This window comes from Micromonospora sp. WMMD1274 (assembly GCF_049179035.1).
Classification (GTDB): Bacteria; Actinomycetota; Actinomycetes; order Mycobacteriales; family Micromonosporaceae; genus Micromonospora; species Micromonospora tulbaghiae.
The window spans coordinates 454352-469893 of the sequence record NZ_JBMHMG010000001.1 but is presented as its reverse complement, the minus strand read 5'-3'; the positions used below and the strand labels follow the sequence as shown (position 1 = coordinate 469893).

Genomic DNA, 15542 nt, shown 5'->3' with positions numbered 1-15542 from the left:
AGGACTGGGCGCCGGCGCTGGCGATGCGACAAGGGACGGTGTCACAGGTCCTCCTCCGTGTCGTCGGGGTCGAGGTCGGCGAGGTCAGACGGTGTGGTGGTCGCGAGAAGGTGTTCGGCTTGCGAGGAGATCGACTCGAACGCGGTCCGGTTCGTGCCGGATATCAGCAGGCCGTGCCCGACCCGGGCCGACAGCAGCATCCGCCGCTCGCCCGCGGTCAGGCCGAACGCGTCGGCGACCTGGTCGATGGCCTGCGGGGCCTGCTTGAGCAGCACCTGCGTGGCCGCGTTCGACACGACGGCGTGGCCGAGGTCGGTGCCGAGCACGTCGGCGACGTCCTGGGTGATAACCGACAGGCCGGCGTTGCGCTTGCGGCCGGCCTTGCTCATCTTGAACAGGAACCGGGCGCCTTCCCCGTCGCGCATCAGCAGCCACGCCTCATCCACCACCACCAGCCGCCGGCCTTGCGGGCGGGATCCTTCGCGGGGCCGCCGCCGATATTGGGGTGGGAGGTCGACCTGCCGCCAGATCTCGTCCAGGGCGAGGAGGGTGCCGACGGTGCGCAGTTCGTCGGGCAGGTGGCGCAGGCTCCAGACGACGAGGTGCCCGTCCGGGCGGGTCGTGGTCGGTGAGTCGAACAGGTCGGAGAACGAACCGGCCACCCACGGCGCCAGCCGGGCGGCCAACTCCTGGGCGGCGGCGTTGTCGTCGGCCCGCAGTGTCGCGGCCAGATCCTTCAGCAGTGGTGCGGGCCGGTGGTGGGTGGCTGGATCGGCGGTGATGCCCGCCTGCCGGTACACCTGCAGGATCGCCCGGTCCAGGGCGGCGCGCTCGGCAGGCGGCGGCACCTGCCCCAACAGCACCGCGATGAGGGTGTGGAGGAACAGGCCGCGGCGGGTGAGCACGTCCGGTCGGTTATCCCCGATTGGCAGGTCCAGGGGGTTGATCTTCACGCCGGGTGCGCCGAGGCGCACGATGGTGCCGCCGACCGCGTCGGCGAGGCGGAGGTATTCGTCCTCGGGGTCGACGACGGCGACCTGCACCCCCTGGTAGAGCTGGCGGAGGATGTCGAGTTTGACGAAGTAGGACTTGCCGGCGCCGGAGCGGGCCAGGATCACGCTGTTGTGGTTCTCCTGCGCCCACCGGTCCCACCAGACGATGCCCTGGGAGTCCGGGTTGACCCCGTACAGCACCCCGCCGGTGGTGGCCGGGTCGCCGGGCAGCGGCGCGGGCAGGTCCGCGCTGGCGAGGGGGAACGCGGCGGCCAGGGCTTGGGTGTCCATGGTGCGGCGCATCTGCAGGCTGTCGGTGGCAAGCGGCAGGGTGGTGGTCCAGCCGGGCAGGTGCCGCCACGTCGCGGGCTGCACCTCGATCAGGGTGGACGCGGCGGCGGCTTTCACCTGCGCGCACGCGTCGAGGAGTTCGGCTTCGGTGCGGGCGTGCACGGTCAGGTACAGGCCGACGCGGAACAGCTTCGCCGCCCCGCGGGCGAGGCGTTCGGCGAGGTCGGTGGCGTCGTCGGCGGCGGCCTCCACGTACGGGTCGGCCAACTTCCCTCTCTCGGCATCGGCCCGCCGGGACGATTCGAAGCGGGCGCGCTGGTTGCGCAGCCGGGACGCCGCCATCGGGGCGGGGATCGGGTCGATGTGCAACGCGAGGTCGAGGCGGCCTGGCCAGGACAGCAGCGGCTCCAGCCACGCCGGTCCGACCTCGGCCGGATACCCGGTCACCACCAGCGTGGCGGCGTAGCCGTCTCCGACTCGCAGGAACCGGGGTGTGACCTCCACCGAAGCCGGTGCCACCGTCGCCGCCAGTCCTGCGGACGGCGGGCTGGCGCTGGGGTTGTCGTCGTGCGGGGCGCGTCGGCGCCTGACGAAGATCACGATGTTCTCCTGGTGCGTGGCCTCCTGGCCGGAGGTCCGGTGATGGTGGTGTGGGGGGCGGCGAGTCCGCCGGGGCGGGGCGGCCGGTATGGGTCGGCGGCGGCGGCCAGGGCAGCGGTCGCGGCGTGGCCGTCCAGGGCGCGGGTGGTGACGCCCAGCCCGGACAGCGCCCGGGCCGTCTGGTCGGCGCGGCGTCGGGCGGCGTGCTCGCCCCGTTCGCCGCTGGTGGTGCGGGTGACGATGAGGACCTGCCGGCGCAACGGATCCCGCCGCTGGGCGAGGTCGTCGAGGAACCGGGCGTGGTCGGCCGCCGCGTCCGCGAGAGCCGGGTGCGGCATGGCGTCCGCCGCCCGGGCGACGGTGTGGGCGGCGGAGTGCAGGTCGACCGGCTGCGCCGACACCACGATCTGCGTCGGCGTGGACAGGCTGTTGAGCCAGCGGCCGAACGTGTCGACCAGGGCGGTCTGCTCGTCGGCGGTACGCAACGCGAGGTTGACGCTGGTCGCCGCGACCATCGCCGCCTTCACACCGCCGAGGCTGATCTCCCCGCGGTCGTCGATGGCGTCGGCCGGCAACCGCAGCGGGGCCGGCAGTGTCACCGTCGACGTCGGGGCCTGTACCCAGGCGGGTGTTGTCGCGGTGGTGTCGGTGGTGGACAACGCGCGCGGCGCCCGAGCGTGCCGTACCGCGCAGGCCAGCCACACGTCCATGGGCAGTCCGTCGCGGCGGCCGACAGCGAGGCCGAACACCAGGCCGCCGAGCACGACGCCCGCGCCGAGCAGCACCGGCGCGGGCACGACGGTGTGCAGGGCCTTCCCGCCGCCGTAGAAGACGACGGCGGCCACCGCCACGATCGCCAGTTGCCGGAACGTCAGCCCGTAGAGCACCTTGTCCGGCGCGTCCACGTCGGTGGGCATGCGGGCGGTGATGGGCTGCCCGCCGCGGTCGCGGCTCATCGTCGCACCGCCCCGACGCCGGGGATACGCAGCCCGCGGGTGAGCTGCTGCACCACGACGACCCGCACGACCGCGCCGAGCGGATTGCCGCCACGCCCGCCTGCGCCGCTGGTGGCGTAGCGGCGCATCAGAGCAGGCACCTTCACCGTGGTCCATAGCAGGACCATCACGACGAACAGGTTGAGCGTCCCGCCCGGTTCGACCGGCAGGCCCAGCAGCGGCAGCATGGTGCTGGTGTCCAGCAGCATCCACTGGCCGGCGAACAGCACGAACGCCTGCACCACCGGGATCGCCAGCATGGCGACGTACGACCGCCACCACAGGCGGGCCACACCCTCTGTTTGCGGCAGGGCGTGGCACGCGAGGGCGATCGGCGCGACCGCGGTGAGCACCAGCGCGACCGCGAAGCGGACGATCACACTGCAGGCCGTGGCGGCGAGCAGGACAACGATGATCGCCAGGCAGACGACGAACAGCAGACCGGCGCTCTGGTCCCGCGCGGCCATCAGGTGAGTCTTGACGGCGTCGAGGGCCCCGTCACCGTTGAAGTCCTGCGCGGTCAGCGCGACGGTGAACGCGTTGGCGACCTCGATCAGCGTGCCGGCGATCAGCTGGGAGAAGTGGGCGGTGACGAACCCGACCACGCACCGCGGCAGGAGATCCTTGACGGTGTAGCGGGCGCGTTCGTCACCGCCGGCGACCATGGTGAGAACACCAGCGGTGACGAACGCCAGGACGAAGACGGTGTCGACGACCCAGACCGACCGTCCGGTCAGGGCCTGCACCTGCGGCAGGCTGGTGACGTCCGGGGTGATCAGCAGCGCGCGGGTGATCGCGGTGATGAGCCCGTTCAGGCAGTCCAGCAGCAGACCGGCAAACCAGTCCAGGATCTGGTTGAGCGCCCAGGCCATCGTCAGCCTCCGACGATTCCCTGAACGACCCTCAGCAGGACGGGCGCGAGCACGGCCAGGCCGTAGCCGATCAGAGCGTTCTTCAACGCGCCCTTGGCCTTGTCGACCTGGACGGGGTCGCCGCCGGCGGTGGCCCAGTACACCCCAGCCAGGACCAGGTACAAGGTGGCGACGGCGGCCAGGATGCCCATCACCCAGGCCTGCAGGTTGGCGATGACGGTGGGCAGGTCGTTGACGGCCAGGATGACCGGCTCACCGGCGTCGCCGTAGGCGACGGCGGGCACGGCCAGCATCCCGAGGGCAGCCGCGGCGGGCGCGGCGACCCGGGCGACGCGGCGAAGCGTGGACAGCGCGATGGTCAGAGCACGAGAACGTGCCCACAACGTGGGGAACATGGGTGGCTGCACCTCCCGCACCGGCTCACGGCCGGCGCGAATCGTCGAAACGGCGGTCGGGGAGCCGCCGCCGGGCGCGGGAGACACATGCCGGACAGGGGAGCGCGGTGAACCTCGGGAGGAGCTCGTCCTCCCGTTCGGGTCAGCGGCGATCGATGAGGTGTCAGCGCATCAACGTGGCGCGGCACCCGAGGCACCCGGTCCCGTGTCAGCCCTATGTCCCGGCCCGACGGCGGGCGAAACCAAACCTCCGCATGACGCCGTGGTGGCGCCGGAGGAGTTCCGCACCCTCAAACCGGCGTTTGTGAGCCCTGGCGAACACCTGCCTGTCCCACAGCGCTCCGACACGACCTCACAAACCTCTAACGACCCTGGCCGGAACGCCATTCCGGACGAGCATGCCGCCGGTGACGGAACCGCCTGTCAGCATCGGCGCCGGAACCTCACAGCCGCCTCCCCGACATCCCCTGGACGCCGCTGTGAGAGTCCCGACAGCCCGCCCCGCAGCGGTTCACGGCGGTTCGCCGCCGTACCCGGGGGTGGGAACCGGCGGCCGCTGCGGCACGGCAGGCTCGCCGCACACGGTCGCGGACCCGACCAGACGGCCGGGCCCGCGTCGAGGCGCACAACGGGGATGGCCCCTCAGGCTGCCAGCCTCACCCGCGCCGCAGCCGGTCGCGGACCGCCGCCGCGGGCGGCCCGAATGTGTTGTCGTCGCTCGGCCGCCGCGGCGAGGTCCTCCTGCACCCGCGATGAGAGCACCTCGGTAAGGAACCCGGCGGCGAGCGCTTCGGCGATGCGCACGTCGATGCGCTCGACGCGCCGCCGCAGCGTGTCGACCTCCACGCCGAGCCGCGCGGCGATGGGTTCGATGGCCCGCCGGCCCAGCCGCAGGTCGATGTAGGGCTGCTCATCGCACTCATCGACGATGCCCAACTCGACGGCGCGACGTACCAGGAGGTCCGGATGCCCGTAGGGCCGCTTCGGAGTACGCGGGCCGGTGACGTGGTCGACGTCGTCCACCGGCACGGCCTCGGCGCCAGCACGCTGCCGCAGTTCATGCCCGGCTCGCCACGCGGCCATGCACAACGACGCGTACGGCGCCGGGCGGGCCAGGTCAACCCGGTCGCGCAGCGCGGTCAGGAAACCGGTGAGGATCTCGGCATCCAGGTCGTGGGCGTCGCCGGCCCAGCCGGTATGCAGCCGGCCGGCGTACCGGCGCAGCGCCGGCATCGCCATGGCCACCGCGGCGATGACCCAGGCCGGCCCGTCGAGGCGGGCACGGAGAATCAGCTCCCGCCACACCACGTCCCGCACCGGGTAGGCATGGGGATGCTCCAGCAGCCACTGCCGCAACGCCGGCAGCGCGATGACACCCCCGGGCAGACCGGTGTCATCACCGAGCTGTCCGAGCTGTCCGATCAACGGATCGAGGTCTAAGGACAACGGGTCGGGGTCGCAGGTCAGGTCGGCGAACGCGGTGTCCACGGCGTCCAGAGGCGAGTCGGGCCAGCCGGTGGCGGAGGAGGTCATGTCAGGAACTCCCATGTCAGAGACGAATGTCGGGGACGGGCCGAAGCCGCGCAGTCGGCACGCCTGACCGCCATTGCGCCACCCCGGCCTCACGGACCCCTGACAACGCAGGCTGGCCGACATGGAAACCGGGTCGACGCCATCAGTCGCCTCTCGCGACACCACCGCTCACTGACGATGGGCGTCGACGTGCACCATTCTGATACGCCACGCTGACCTGCACGCTGACACGACCAGAGACGGACGGACACGCTCCGCAGCCGCGGCCGGATGAGAGGACGCGCCACCGCGGCGCTGGCCCGACGACACATCCCAGCCCGTCTCACAGCGCCTGACAGCGAACAGTGACAGACCGCGATCGGTTGGACGCCCCGCCGCCTGTCGGCGCCCACGGGGCGTGGCGTGCGCCGGCGTGCCGGCTGACAGCGTCCTTCCGCCGGGCCATGACGGTCTGACGAGCCGCCATCCAATGACAGATCCAGAGCCGGTGCCCCCCGGCGGCGCCGCTGCCGTCTGGGGAAGTCGGACAGCGGTCTGACAATGCCGGCCAGCACCCCGTGTCATTGGCGTACGCCGCTGGTGTGGCCGAGGTGGCCGTGACACTGGGCGGCGGACAGAACTGGGACGATCGACGGCTCTGGCAGCCTCCCGATACTGATCCGACCCCATGGAGCCGGCACCCGCGTGATTATCCCCGCGGCGAGGGCAGCTAGGCGGACGGGAACCGGCTGTCAGACATCTGCGAGATCACCGTGAGAGCGGCAGGTGTTCGCCACAGCTGACAAACACCGGTTTGAGGGTGTCAGCGCACCACGGCGCGGCGCGGAGCCGACACCACATGAGCGAGCACACGCCGCAGCACCACAACCCGCATCCCGACCCCACCGCCGACACCGGCCCTCGGGCCGAAGTCGACCCGACACCGACCGACCTGGTCGCCGGCGACCCGCCGGTACCGCTCACCGTCTGGCGCACCGCCCACACCCCGGGCGAAGCCGGACGCAGCATCGGCACCCGACTGGCCGGCCGCCTCATCGCCGCCTACAGCCGCCCCGGCGAAGCGGTCGTCGACCTCACCACCGATCACGCCCTCACCCAGGCCTGCGCGGCCGGGGCACGCCGTCACCACCCCGCGTGGTTCACCGACACGTCCAGCCTGATCATCGGCCCGGCCACCGTAGCCCCGTCCGTCGGCACTACCGGCGACGCGGAACTGGGGGAACAGGACGACCTACCCGAGATGGGCGCCTGGTTCGGTGACGATCTCACCGACCCGCAACTGCACCCACCGACCGACACGGCGGCCGACCCGCCACCCGACAACTCCCTGCGGCAGGCGACCAGTCTCGTGGTCGCCTGCTGGCCCCTGCACGAGCACGCCGCCGCCAACCGGGCCCGGCTGGCGTGGCTGCTGACCGCCTGCGCCGCACTGCTGCAACCGGGCGGCTGCCTGATCCTCCTCGTCACCGTCCCGGCCGGCACCACCGCCGGCCCGCAAGACTTCTCTGGCGTGGTCCAGGCCGCCGCCGGCGTCGGACTGGGCTACCTGCAGCACCTCGTCGCCGTCACCGCCGACACCGACGGCGACGCCTTCGTCTACCACGTCACCGACGAGGAACTGCTCACCCTCACCACCACCAACCAGCGGTGGCAGATGGCGCACCTGCGAGTCCACGCGGACCTGATGGTCTTCAGCCAGGCCCAGCACCGCGCCCCGCGTCGACGGGGCGGGCGCGAGGGCGGTGGTCGCCGTGGCTAAGCACCGCGCAGAAGCCGTCGGCGACCCCGACGAGCAGAGCACACCGACTGCTTCCTCCATCATCGACCCGGTCGAAGGCCATCAGGCTGCTGCCGGCCCGGAGGGCCTGTCGGTGTGGGCGACCGCTCAGGCCACCGGACCGGTCCAGCGCCGGGGCCGGTACGTCCGCGAGTCCGTGCAACACCCGGCACGGATGCTCCCCGCGATCGCCGCGCACGCCGTCACCGCCTACACCCAACCGGGGGACCTGGTGCTCGACCCGATGTGCGGGATCGGCACCACCCTGGTCGAGGCGATCCACGCCGGCCGCGACGCGATCGGCGTGGAGTACGAGTCACGCTGGTCCGACATCGCCGACGCCAACATTAAGCATGCCCACACCCAGGGCGCGACCGGCCGCGCCGGCGTCATCCGCGGCGACGCCACCAGCATCCTGTCGCTCGTACCCGGGGCCCTGACCGGGCAGATCGCCCTCGTCGTGACCTCACCGCCGTATGGGCCGACCGTGCACGGCCTGGTGCGGCCCGGCGCCGGCGGCGTGGCGAAGTTCGACAACGCCTACAACGACGGCACCGACCGCGGGAACCTCGCCTATCGCGACCTCACCGGCCTCGCCGACGGATTCGCGCAGATCCTCGCCGGCTGCCACACCCTCCTACGCCCCGGTGGGGTCGTCGTTGTGACCGCTCGGCCTTGGCGCAAGCAGGGCGAACTGGTCGACCTCCCGTCGGCCGTCATCGGCGCCGCCATCCGCGCTGGCCTCACCCCCGTCGACCGATGCGTGGCGCTGCTCGCCGCCGTCCGCGACGGCGGGCTCGTGGCCCGCCCGTCGTTCTTCCAACTCCAGGCCGTCCGTAAGGCACGGGCCGCCGGCACCCCCATGCACCTGATCGCGCACGAGGACGTCCTCGTGTTCATCAAGAGCCAGAGCTCCGGAAGTTCCCGCGAACCCAAGTGTTCTCACGGGGAACCCAAGGCGGGGTAGCCGGCTGCCTCATTCCCGTGCTGCCGTCCCGTGGGACGCTGGGCGGGTCGGTCCGCCGCCCGTGGTAGAGACGTCACGGTGGGTGGGCTGACTCGTTTCCGTGCGTCGCCCTGGGGGCTGACGAGGTCTTGCCATGTCGTCTTCGCCGTGTCGACCTGCCGGCGTGACGTGGTTGAAGCTTGGTCCCTATCCCCCGGTTGAGGCACGTCCGCCGGGTTTAGCCGCGGCGCCGCGGTCCCCACCAGGGCAGGATCGGAGGAAGATCACGCAGCGGGTTCTTGGGAAGCTTGGGCATCGGCGATTCGTCATCGTCGCCGTCCCACCGTCGACCGTACTGATCGGGCAGGTTCCCCCAGCCCCAGTACGGCGTCGGCTCCGTCGGGACGAAGCCGAGCTGTTCCAGCGGATCGATCCGCTGTTCATCGACCGTGCACAGGTGCGCCCAGTCGTCACCCATGTCGAAGACGTAAGCGAGCTGTTCACCTGGGGTGAGCCGGCTCAGCTTGGTCTTGTCGCTGTCGACAGCACCGTCCGGGGCCTCTTCCCAAACCTGGAACGAGCAGACCGGTGTCTCGTCGGTAAGGGTAAACAGGCGCAGGTGTGCCAGGTCCCATCGGCCGAAAGCGTCATCGATCGCCGCGCCGAACTGCTCAAACGTATGCGTCCGCGCCGCGGCGAAGATCCGCCCTGGGCGAGGCCAGAAGTCCTCGCCACGGCCGGACACCAACTCAACCCGGATCGATAACCACGTCCGCGCCACCGCACCGCCTCCGTCACCAGCTGCGCAAAGAACGCTACCGGCAGCACCTCCCTCCGAGGCCGCCGGGGCCACAAGCCCAAGCTTGGCATTGGAGCGACAAGACATCTCCAAGGCCGGCAAACGCGCCGCCATCAGCGGTGTCTATAGCAATCTGTGGACAAGCGCCACCCACGCTGTTCACGAACTTCGACCGCCCCTCGTGTTCGTGGAAAACGTCGCCGCCTCCGCGCACGCGGACTCGACGTCGTTCACGCCGACCTAGCCACGCTCGGGTGCGAAACGAGCCGGCCATGCCTGCGCATCCGACGCCCGCACCGACGGGACCAGCTGATCCTGCTCGCCACCGGCGGCCGGGGAGCAGATACTCGCGCCGCCCACCCTCTGCGCCAGCGAGGGTAAAGAACCCGAGCACCACCACGGCTGCTCGACATCACCGAACCCCCACAGCACTCGCCACCTCCCACCAACCCGATTCGCCAGCGACAGCAGAACCAGTGGCCACGAGTGGGCCCCGACCTCCGCTCAACCCTGTCCCGGGTCCTGCTGCCTAGACCCCACGCCTCCTGATGCCAGAGGCCCCGGCCACCGGTCGTCGTAGTGTAAAGCTGCTCTACTCCGACACAGTGCGTTGACCACCCGGCCCCGCGTCGCGTAACTGGTGGTTCACACCTCGCATGAAGGCTACTGAGTTGTGGAAGACGGAGGATGAAAGGGCCCCTGCCTCCCTGTAGCTGGCCGCGCGCGGTGAGCCCTCGCAGTTCGACGTGGCGGAGATGCGTGATGGACCACCGACCCGCTCCCGGATCGGATCACTGTGCACCGGATACGGCGGCCTCGACATGGCCGTCGAGCTGGTGTCGGCGGCCAGCTCACCTGGTACGCCGAAACCGATCGGCACGCCACCACCGTCTGCGCCCACCACCGGCCCGGGGTGGCCAACCTCGGCGACATCCGCGCCATCGACAGGAGCCAGGTCCCGCCCGTCGACGTCCTCACCGCCGGGTTGCCTGCACTCAATGACACGCTGGGGGCCGTCTTCGGGCGGCCCGGTGGCGAGCGGCGGCGTGCGGCGCCGCCCATGCGCGGGTGCTGCTCGGACTGGACATTCTTGGCCACGCCCGCGGCACGTTCCTGCGCGCGGCCGCAGGGCGCCCCCGCGTCCGCGTGCGACGATCCGCTGCGCGAGTGGCTCGGCGGCGTGCTGCGCAGGCACAGCCGCACGTTCAGCGCGGAGGTGATGGTCGGGCACTGGACCATGGATCCGGTGATGTCCTCGTTGAGCCTGGGCACCGCATCGCCCCGCATCGGCATGCGGTACGTGCAGTACAAGGGGCCCTCGGCGTTCCAGCGTGGCTGGCCGAACTCGATCCGGAGGTGCCCCCGTATGCGTCACGATGGCAATTTCACGCCGGCAGATATGGGGCGCGGACAGCGTACCTGTCGCCCGGTTGCTGGACGGCATCGCCGACCTGGGCGTCGAGGTGGTGGCGACGGCTGGTTTATAGCGGGTCAGCGTGCGTACCGCGACGCGTAGGGCGAGGAGATGCGCGATGAGGTGCCGGCCCACGTTGCCGGTCGCACCGGTGATCAGAATCTTCATCGTCTACTCCCAGACCCGAACGGATAGCCCATGGTGGAACACGCCGAGCGGGTCGTAACTCCGCTTAGCCGGCTGCAGCCGTGGATAGTTGCCGCGGTAGTAGAACGCATGCCACGGAACTCCTGACCGGTTCCACGCGGGCTCGGCGATGTCGACGTCCGGGTAGTTGATGTAGGTGCCGCTGAGGCCTCACCCGGTACCGGTACGCCCGTGGGGGTAGACGTCGGTGGCCTGGTGAACCGCCCCGAATCTTGTAGAAACTTGATGTTCGGCGCGGGCCGCTGGTCGCCTCCAACGGCCGGAGAGTTGCGTTCACTTGAGCATCGTCGCCGACGATTGGCCGTCGATCGTCGACTTGGTGAATAGCGAGATGGCCCGGGTGCCGCTGACGAAGGCGATAGGCGTAAGATTTCCCCGGCTCAAGTAAACCCACGAGTTCGCCAGGAGTGACCACCATGGCGCGGAAAATGATCACCGTTTTGACCGACGACCTCGACGGCACGGCGGCGGACCGGACCGTCGAGTTCAGCCTGGACGGCGTCGCTTACACCATCGACCTGTCCGACCAGAACGCCGGTGCACTGCGTAAGGCTCTCGACATGTACATCGTCGCGGGCCGGCGGATGGGGCGCGGCGCCATCGACGCGGGGTCGGCACGGCGCGCAAAGCGTCCCGCGATCTTCAGCAGCAGTCGTGCTCACACTCGCGCGATCCGCGAATGGGCCGCCGAAAATGGCTACCAGGTCTCCGAACGTGGCCGCATCCCGACCTCCGTGGCAGAGGCCTACAACAACCGCTGACCGGACTGGCACCTCAGCGCGCTTCCGGCAGGCCTCGTTCTCGTCATTTCGGACTCCTTGGCAGCGAGCGAGCACTCGGCAGACGATGCTCATCCCGGGCCTGCACCTCGCCTGCTCATTCGCAGCGCTCCTCCGCGCCGCGTCTGTACGGCTGACAGAGGTCCGGCCGACGCTGGTGCACGCGCAGGTGCCGCCCGCGAGCGCTGCCGATGTCCGACATCGCTGGCAGAGGCAGGAACCGTAAGAGTGTGGCGGCCCTCCTCCTATCTGGAGGGCAGCAACAGGCTTTTACAGGCGGTGTTCTCGGGGTTGCCCCCGCTGGTCATCGAGGACGTGGCCGACGGGGGTGAGCGGATCGTGGTGCGGGCCCAGACGCCGCGGTCCGCCCGGGGCGCGGGGCCTGGTCGGGACGGTTCACGGCTATCAATGGCGGAAGGTCGCGGGTGTTCCGATGGGCGGGCGGCAGGTGGTGTGCGGCGTCTGGTGTGCCCCCGCGCCCGACTGCTGCCACACCTTCCGCGAGCAGATTCCGGGGTGATGGAGCGATACCAGCGCCGCGCCGTCCGCTTGAACAAGCAATTAACCACCGGAGCCTTGACCCGTTTGTCCCTCAGCCGGTGCCGCCGGCACCGACCGTCTGCCGACCGGGCCGTGGTCCGCAGCCGACCGGAACATCCTGTGACGGTGCGGTCGCAGTGTTTGGCCTAGACGTTGCCTCCGATGAGGACGGCGTCCCCGATCGTGGCGGCGAGCCGGCAGATGGGGCCCCGACCACCGTGATGATGGGCTATCGGCAGTACCACGAGCAGCAGGTGGCGGTCATGACGGCGGGCGGAAGGAGATGACGGTGCGCCCATCGTGTTCCCGTACGTCGGCATCGACGCCGTACACGTCGGCGAGCAGGCCGGCGGTGAGAACCCGGCCGGGTGGGCCGGCGGCGGCGACACGGCCGTGGTGCAGCACCACCACCGTGCTGCAGAACATGACGGCCAGGTTCAGGTCGTGCAACGCTGCGAGAGTGGTGACTTTCGCGCGGCGTACCAGCGAAAGCAGTTGAAGTTGATGCCCGATGTCCAGATGGTTGATCGGCTCGTCGAGTAGCAGCAGTTCCGGTTCCTGCGCGAGGGCCCGGGCGAGTTGGGCGCGCTGGCGTTCCCCGCCGGAGAGGGTGAGCCATTTCCGGCTGGCGAACCCGGCCATGTCCACCCGGTCCAAGGCCTGGTCCACGGCCGCATGGTCGGCGTCGGTGTCGGACCAGCGGGACCGACAGTGCGGGATGCGACCGAGTAGCACCACGTCACGCACGGTCAGGTCCAGATCGGTCTCGGCGTGCTGAGCCAGCAGCGCGACCCGCCGGGCGAGCGTGAACCGCCGCATCCCGGCGGTCGGATCCCCGGTGATCGAGACACCTCCGGTATCGGGGCGAACGAGGCCGGCGACGGCCCGTAGCAGGGTGGTCTTGCCGGAGCCGTTCGGGCCGAGCAGCCCGACTAGGCTACCGGCCGGCACGGTGCAGGTGACGTGGTCGAGGATGCGGGCGGCCGGGACCGTCCAGGACACGCCGGTGATCTCGAGCATCAGCCGCGCACCTCCCGGCGATGCAGCAGCAACAGGAAGGCTGGCACGCCGAGCACGGCGGTGAGCACACCGACGGGCAGCTCGCGCGGTTCGAACACGGTGCGCGCGGCGGTGTCCACCCAAATCAGGAAGATCGCGCCGGCCGGGACGACGACCGGCAACAGGCGGCGATGATCTGGGCCGGTCAGAAACCGTGCGGCGTGCGGCAGGATCAGCCCGACGAAACCGATTGCCCCGCTGATGGACACCAATACGGCGGTCAGCAGCGCGGTCCCTATCAGCAGTAGCCATCGGCTGCGGCCTACGTCGACGCCCAGCGCGGCCGCCGCCTCCTCGCCGAAGGCGAACGCGTTGAGCGTCCGGGCGTGCGACAGGACCAGCAGCAACACGATTGCCAGCACCGGAAGAGCGCAGCAGACCTTCGCCCAGCCGGAGCCGGCGAGCGAGCCCGACAGCCAGAAGGTGATGCTTTGGGTGGCGCGTGGGTCACCCACCCAAATGATCACAAAAGAGGTGCAGGCGGCGCACAGCTGGGCGATGGCGATCCCGGCCAGCACCACCCGGGTCGGAGCGAGCGCACCTCGCCGCGCGGTCAGCAGCACCACGACCGCGAACGTGGCCAGGGCGCCGGCGAATGCGCCACCGCTGACCGCGACCATGCCGCTGCCGATTCCCGCGACGATCACCAGCACCGCGCCGAGCGCCGCCCCGGAGGAAACCCCCAGTAGGTAAGGGTCGGCCAGGGGGTTGCGCGTGACGGTCTGCATGACGGCACCGACCGCCGCTAGCCCCGCGCCGACAGTCGCGGCGGCGAGCACTCGGGGCAGCCGCAGGTTCCAGACGATGTGGCCGCGCAGTACCGATACATCAGCCTTGGCGAGGCCGAGGTGCTCGCCGATGATCGCCCATACCGTGCCGATGGACAGGTCCGCCGCGCCGATGGTGATCGCCGAAGTCACCGAGGCCAGCAAACCGGCCGTGAGCGTCAGCGTGATGGCGGCCGTGCCGGCGGTGCGCACCCGGGTGGTGCGCGCCGCCGCCCGGTCCGTTGTGGTGATCAGTTTCCGGCCTTGGCCGGGAGGGCACCGATGCCCTGTGCCAGGGCTTCGATGCCGAGGACGCTGCGGACCCCGGCGACGGTGCAGGAGAACGGGATCACCACGTACCGCTGGCGTTTGACCGCAGGCAGGTCCTTGAGCGTGCTGTGCCCGGCCAAGAACGCCTTTTTCTTTTCTGCGGTATCCCAGGACGCGTCGACTAATACGATGACATCGGGGTCGCGTTCGACGACTGTTTCCCAGCTGGTGTCGGCCCAGCTGCCGCCCACGTCGGCGAACACATTCGTCACGCCGGTCGCGGCCATGACCATGTTCGGTCCGCCGCAGCAGGCGCCGACGCTCGGCGCGTCGCTGCCGCCGTCCCACCACATGCTCCGGGTGCCGTTGCCGTTGGCGTTACCGGCTGCCTTGTCGATGCGGGCCTGCTGATCGGCGATCAACGCCTCGGCCTGATCGGTCACCCCGAAGATCGCGGCGATCTCCCGGATCTCGGTGAAGACATCCGAGATCGCAAGCTTCGGCGGCCGGGTCTCCTTCGGGCAGCCGGCGGGGGAGATGTAGGTGCCGACACCGAGCTTCTGCCATTCCGCGCGGTCACCGACGCCCTCGTCACTGAACGCGCTGTTGAATGCGGCGTAGACGAAGTCCGGCTCCGCCTCGAGGAGTTTCTCCTTGCCCGGGTACTCCTTCGCCAGAACGGGGATCTTCGCGTAGGCGGCCGCATAGTCCGGCAGGATCTCGTCGTCGAGGTAGGCGGTGCCGATCATCCGGTCTTGCAGGCCCAGCGCCAACATGATCTCGGTGGCCGGCTGGTTCATCGTCACCACGCGGGCCGGCGGATGGGTGACCGTGACCGGGGTCCCGCAGTTGGTGACCGCCACCACAGCGGGGCTTGGAGCCGACGTCGGCGAGCTCGTCTCGGCGGCGGAACAGCCGGCGATCAGGATCGGGAGCAGAGACAGCGGCGCGGCGACGCGCCAGGACATGGGGAACCGCACAGCGGGACCGCCTTCCAACACCTCGTGGACAGGTCGTTCTGTTGCCGTGGCCGGTCTCCTGGCTGACGGGTGTACCTGCCGGCGGCCGGCCTTCCCAGGCGATGAGCCCAGTGACCTCGCGAACGACGAGGGCCGACGGCATTCCCGATCACAGTGGCGAGGGCCGCGCCGGCATCGCACCGGCTTCCCGAACACCACGGCGCACACACCTTAACCACCGTTGTGCCGACCCGGTCACTGCGTCCGCAGTTGCTGTCGTCACATCGGTTTCGACCTGCTCGGTGATTCTGGTCGGGAAGCATCTGGACGTCGAGGCGCTGTTGGCA

At 70.3% G+C, this 15542-nt stretch carries 14 protein-coding genes, 1 pseudogene and 1 riboswitch; of the genes and pseudogenes, 4 read left to right on the top strand and 11 right to left on the bottom strand.

The genetic code is table 11. The features are described 5' to 3' along the window. Positions 1-41: 41 nt before the first annotated feature. The 5 genes from ACN27D_RS01770 to ACN27D_RS01750 form a co-directional block, all read right to left on the bottom strand. The gene (locus ACN27D_RS01770) at positions 42-1883 is read right to left on the bottom strand and encodes a VirB4 family type IV secretion system protein (protein WP_421498352.1); all 1842 of its coding nucleotides are present in this window, start codon (positions 1881-1883) and stop codon (positions 42-44) included. After that, entirely contained in the window at positions 1880-2839 is a 960-nt protein-coding gene (locus ACN27D_RS01765) for a PrgI family protein (RefSeq protein WP_421498351.1), read from the bottom strand. The genes ACN27D_RS01770 and ACN27D_RS01765 overlap by 4 nt, the downstream gene beginning before the upstream one ends. After that, the gene (locus tag ACN27D_RS01760) at positions 2836-3750 is read right to left on the bottom strand and encodes a conjugal transfer protein TrbL family protein (protein ID WP_421498350.1); all 915 of its coding nucleotides are present in this window, start codon (positions 3748-3750) and stop codon (positions 2836-2838) included. The genes ACN27D_RS01765 and ACN27D_RS01760 overlap by 4 nt, the downstream gene beginning before the upstream one ends. A 2-nt stretch (positions 3751-3752) precedes the next feature. Then, positions 3753-4145, bottom strand: coding sequence for a pilin (locus ACN27D_RS01755; protein ID WP_358177136.1), 393 nt, complete (start codon positions 4143-4145; stop codon positions 3753-3755). Between the two features lie 642 nt (positions 4146-4787). Beyond that, a complete protein-coding gene (locus ACN27D_RS01750) occupies positions 4788-5678 on the bottom strand; it encodes a hypothetical protein (RefSeq protein WP_421501092.1) in 891 nt (296 codons plus the stop codon). An 838-nt stretch (positions 5679-6516) separates the two neighbouring features. Between ACN27D_RS01750 and ACN27D_RS01745 the strand changes: the two genes are divergently transcribed. Continuing rightward, a complete protein-coding gene (locus tag ACN27D_RS01745) occupies positions 6517-7437 on the top strand; it encodes a hypothetical protein (RefSeq protein ID WP_358177142.1) in 921 nt (306 codons plus the stop codon). Then, positions 7421-8422, top strand: a complete 1002-nt coding sequence (locus ACN27D_RS01740; protein ID WP_421498349.1) for a TRM11 family SAM-dependent methyltransferase — start codon at positions 7421-7423, stop codon at positions 8420-8422. Before ACN27D_RS01745 ends, ACN27D_RS01740 begins: the two co-directional genes overlap by 17 nt. Positions 8423-8639: 217 nt before the next feature. Here ACN27D_RS01740 and ACN27D_RS01735 read toward each other — a convergent pair whose 3' ends face one another. Continuing rightward, complete coding sequence (locus ACN27D_RS01735) at positions 8640-9182, bottom strand: IS1096 element passenger TnpR family protein (RefSeq protein ID WP_358177145.1); 543 nt, start codon at positions 9180-9182, stop codon at positions 8640-8642. A 1078-nt stretch (positions 9183-10260) separates the two neighbouring features. Between ACN27D_RS01735 and ACN27D_RS01730 the strand changes: the two genes are divergently transcribed. Next, positions 10261-10716 carry a hypothetical protein gene (locus tag ACN27D_RS01730; protein WP_421501091.1) on the top strand — a complete coding sequence of 152 codons (456 nt, stop codon included), beginning with the start codon at positions 10261-10263 and terminating at the stop codon, positions 10714-10716. Here ACN27D_RS01730 and ACN27D_RS01725 read toward each other — a convergent pair. Then, positions 10711-10782: pseudogene (locus ACN27D_RS01725) on the bottom strand (hypothetical protein); the annotation flags it as partial. The gene ACN27D_RS01730 and the pseudogene ACN27D_RS01725 overlap by 6 nt on opposite strands. Positions 10783-10785: 3 nt before the next feature. Beyond that, positions 10786-10932, bottom strand: coding sequence for a BBE domain-containing protein (locus ACN27D_RS01720; protein ID WP_421501090.1), 147 nt, complete (start codon positions 10930-10932; stop codon positions 10786-10788). 305 nt (positions 10933-11237) lie between these two features. On the opposite strand from ACN27D_RS01720, the gene ACN27D_RS01715 reads away from it, so the two are divergent. Continuing rightward, complete coding sequence (locus ACN27D_RS01715; RefSeq protein WP_358177301.1) at positions 11238-11582, top strand: histone-like nucleoid-structuring protein Lsr2; 345 nt, start codon at positions 11238-11240, stop codon at positions 11580-11582. A gap of 819 nt (positions 11583-12401) precedes the next feature. On the opposite strand, the gene ACN27D_RS01710 is transcribed toward ACN27D_RS01715, so the two are convergent. From ACN27D_RS01710 to ACN27D_RS01700, 3 genes are read right to left on the bottom strand one after another with little or no spacing between them, the layout of a single operon-like run. After that, positions 12402-13160 (bottom strand): ABC transporter ATP-binding protein, encoded by a 759-nt coding sequence (locus ACN27D_RS01710; RefSeq protein WP_421498348.1) that lies wholly within the window; start codon positions 13158-13160, stop codon positions 12402-12404. Beyond that, complete coding sequence (locus ACN27D_RS01705) at positions 13160-14179, bottom strand: FecCD family ABC transporter permease (RefSeq protein WP_421498347.1); 1020 nt, start codon at positions 14177-14179, stop codon at positions 13160-13162. The genes ACN27D_RS01710 and ACN27D_RS01705 overlap by 1 nt, the downstream gene beginning before the upstream one ends. A gap of 38 nt (positions 14180-14217) precedes the next feature. Beyond that, positions 14218-15216, bottom strand: coding sequence for an ABC transporter substrate-binding protein (locus tag ACN27D_RS01700; protein ID WP_421498346.1), 999 nt, complete (start codon positions 15214-15216; stop codon positions 14218-14220). Between the two features lie 31 nt (positions 15217-15247). Continuing rightward, positions 15248-15430, bottom strand: a riboswitch (cobalamin riboswitch). Positions 15431-15542 lie beyond the last annotated feature (112 nt).

What these genes read in the sequence shown, in the direction of transcription:
- ACN27D_RS01765 (WP_421498351.1), bottom strand. Translation starts at nt 2,839, where the DNA reads ATGAGCCGCGACCGCGGCGGGCAGCCCATCACCGCCCGCATGCCCACC.
- ACN27D_RS01760 (WP_421498350.1), bottom strand. Translation starts at nt 3,750, where the DNA reads ATGGCCTGGGCGCTCAACCAGATCCTGGACTGGTTTGCCGGTCTGCTG.
- ACN27D_RS01755 (WP_358177136.1), bottom strand. Translation starts at nt 4,145, where the DNA reads ATGTTCCCCACGTTGTGGGCACGTTCTCGTGCTCTGACCATCGCGCTG.
- ACN27D_RS01750 (WP_421501092.1), bottom strand. Translation starts at nt 5,678, where the DNA reads ATGACCTCCTCCGCCACCGGCTGGCCCGACTCGCCTCTGGACGCCGTG.
- ACN27D_RS01745 (WP_358177142.1), top strand. Translation starts at nt 6,517, where the DNA reads ATGAGCGAGCACACGCCGCAGCACCACAACCCGCATCCCGACCCCACC.
- ACN27D_RS01730 (WP_421501091.1), top strand. Translation starts at nt 10,261, where the DNA reads ATGCGCGGGTGCTGCTCGGACTGGACATTCTTGGCCACGCCCGCGGCA.
- ACN27D_RS01715 (WP_358177301.1), top strand. Translation starts at nt 11,238, where the DNA reads ATGGCGCGGAAAATGATCACCGTTTTGACCGACGACCTCGACGGCACG.
- ACN27D_RS01710 (WP_421498348.1), bottom strand. Translation starts at nt 13,160, where the DNA reads ATGCTCGAGATCACCGGCGTGTCCTGGACGGTCCCGGCCGCCCGCATC.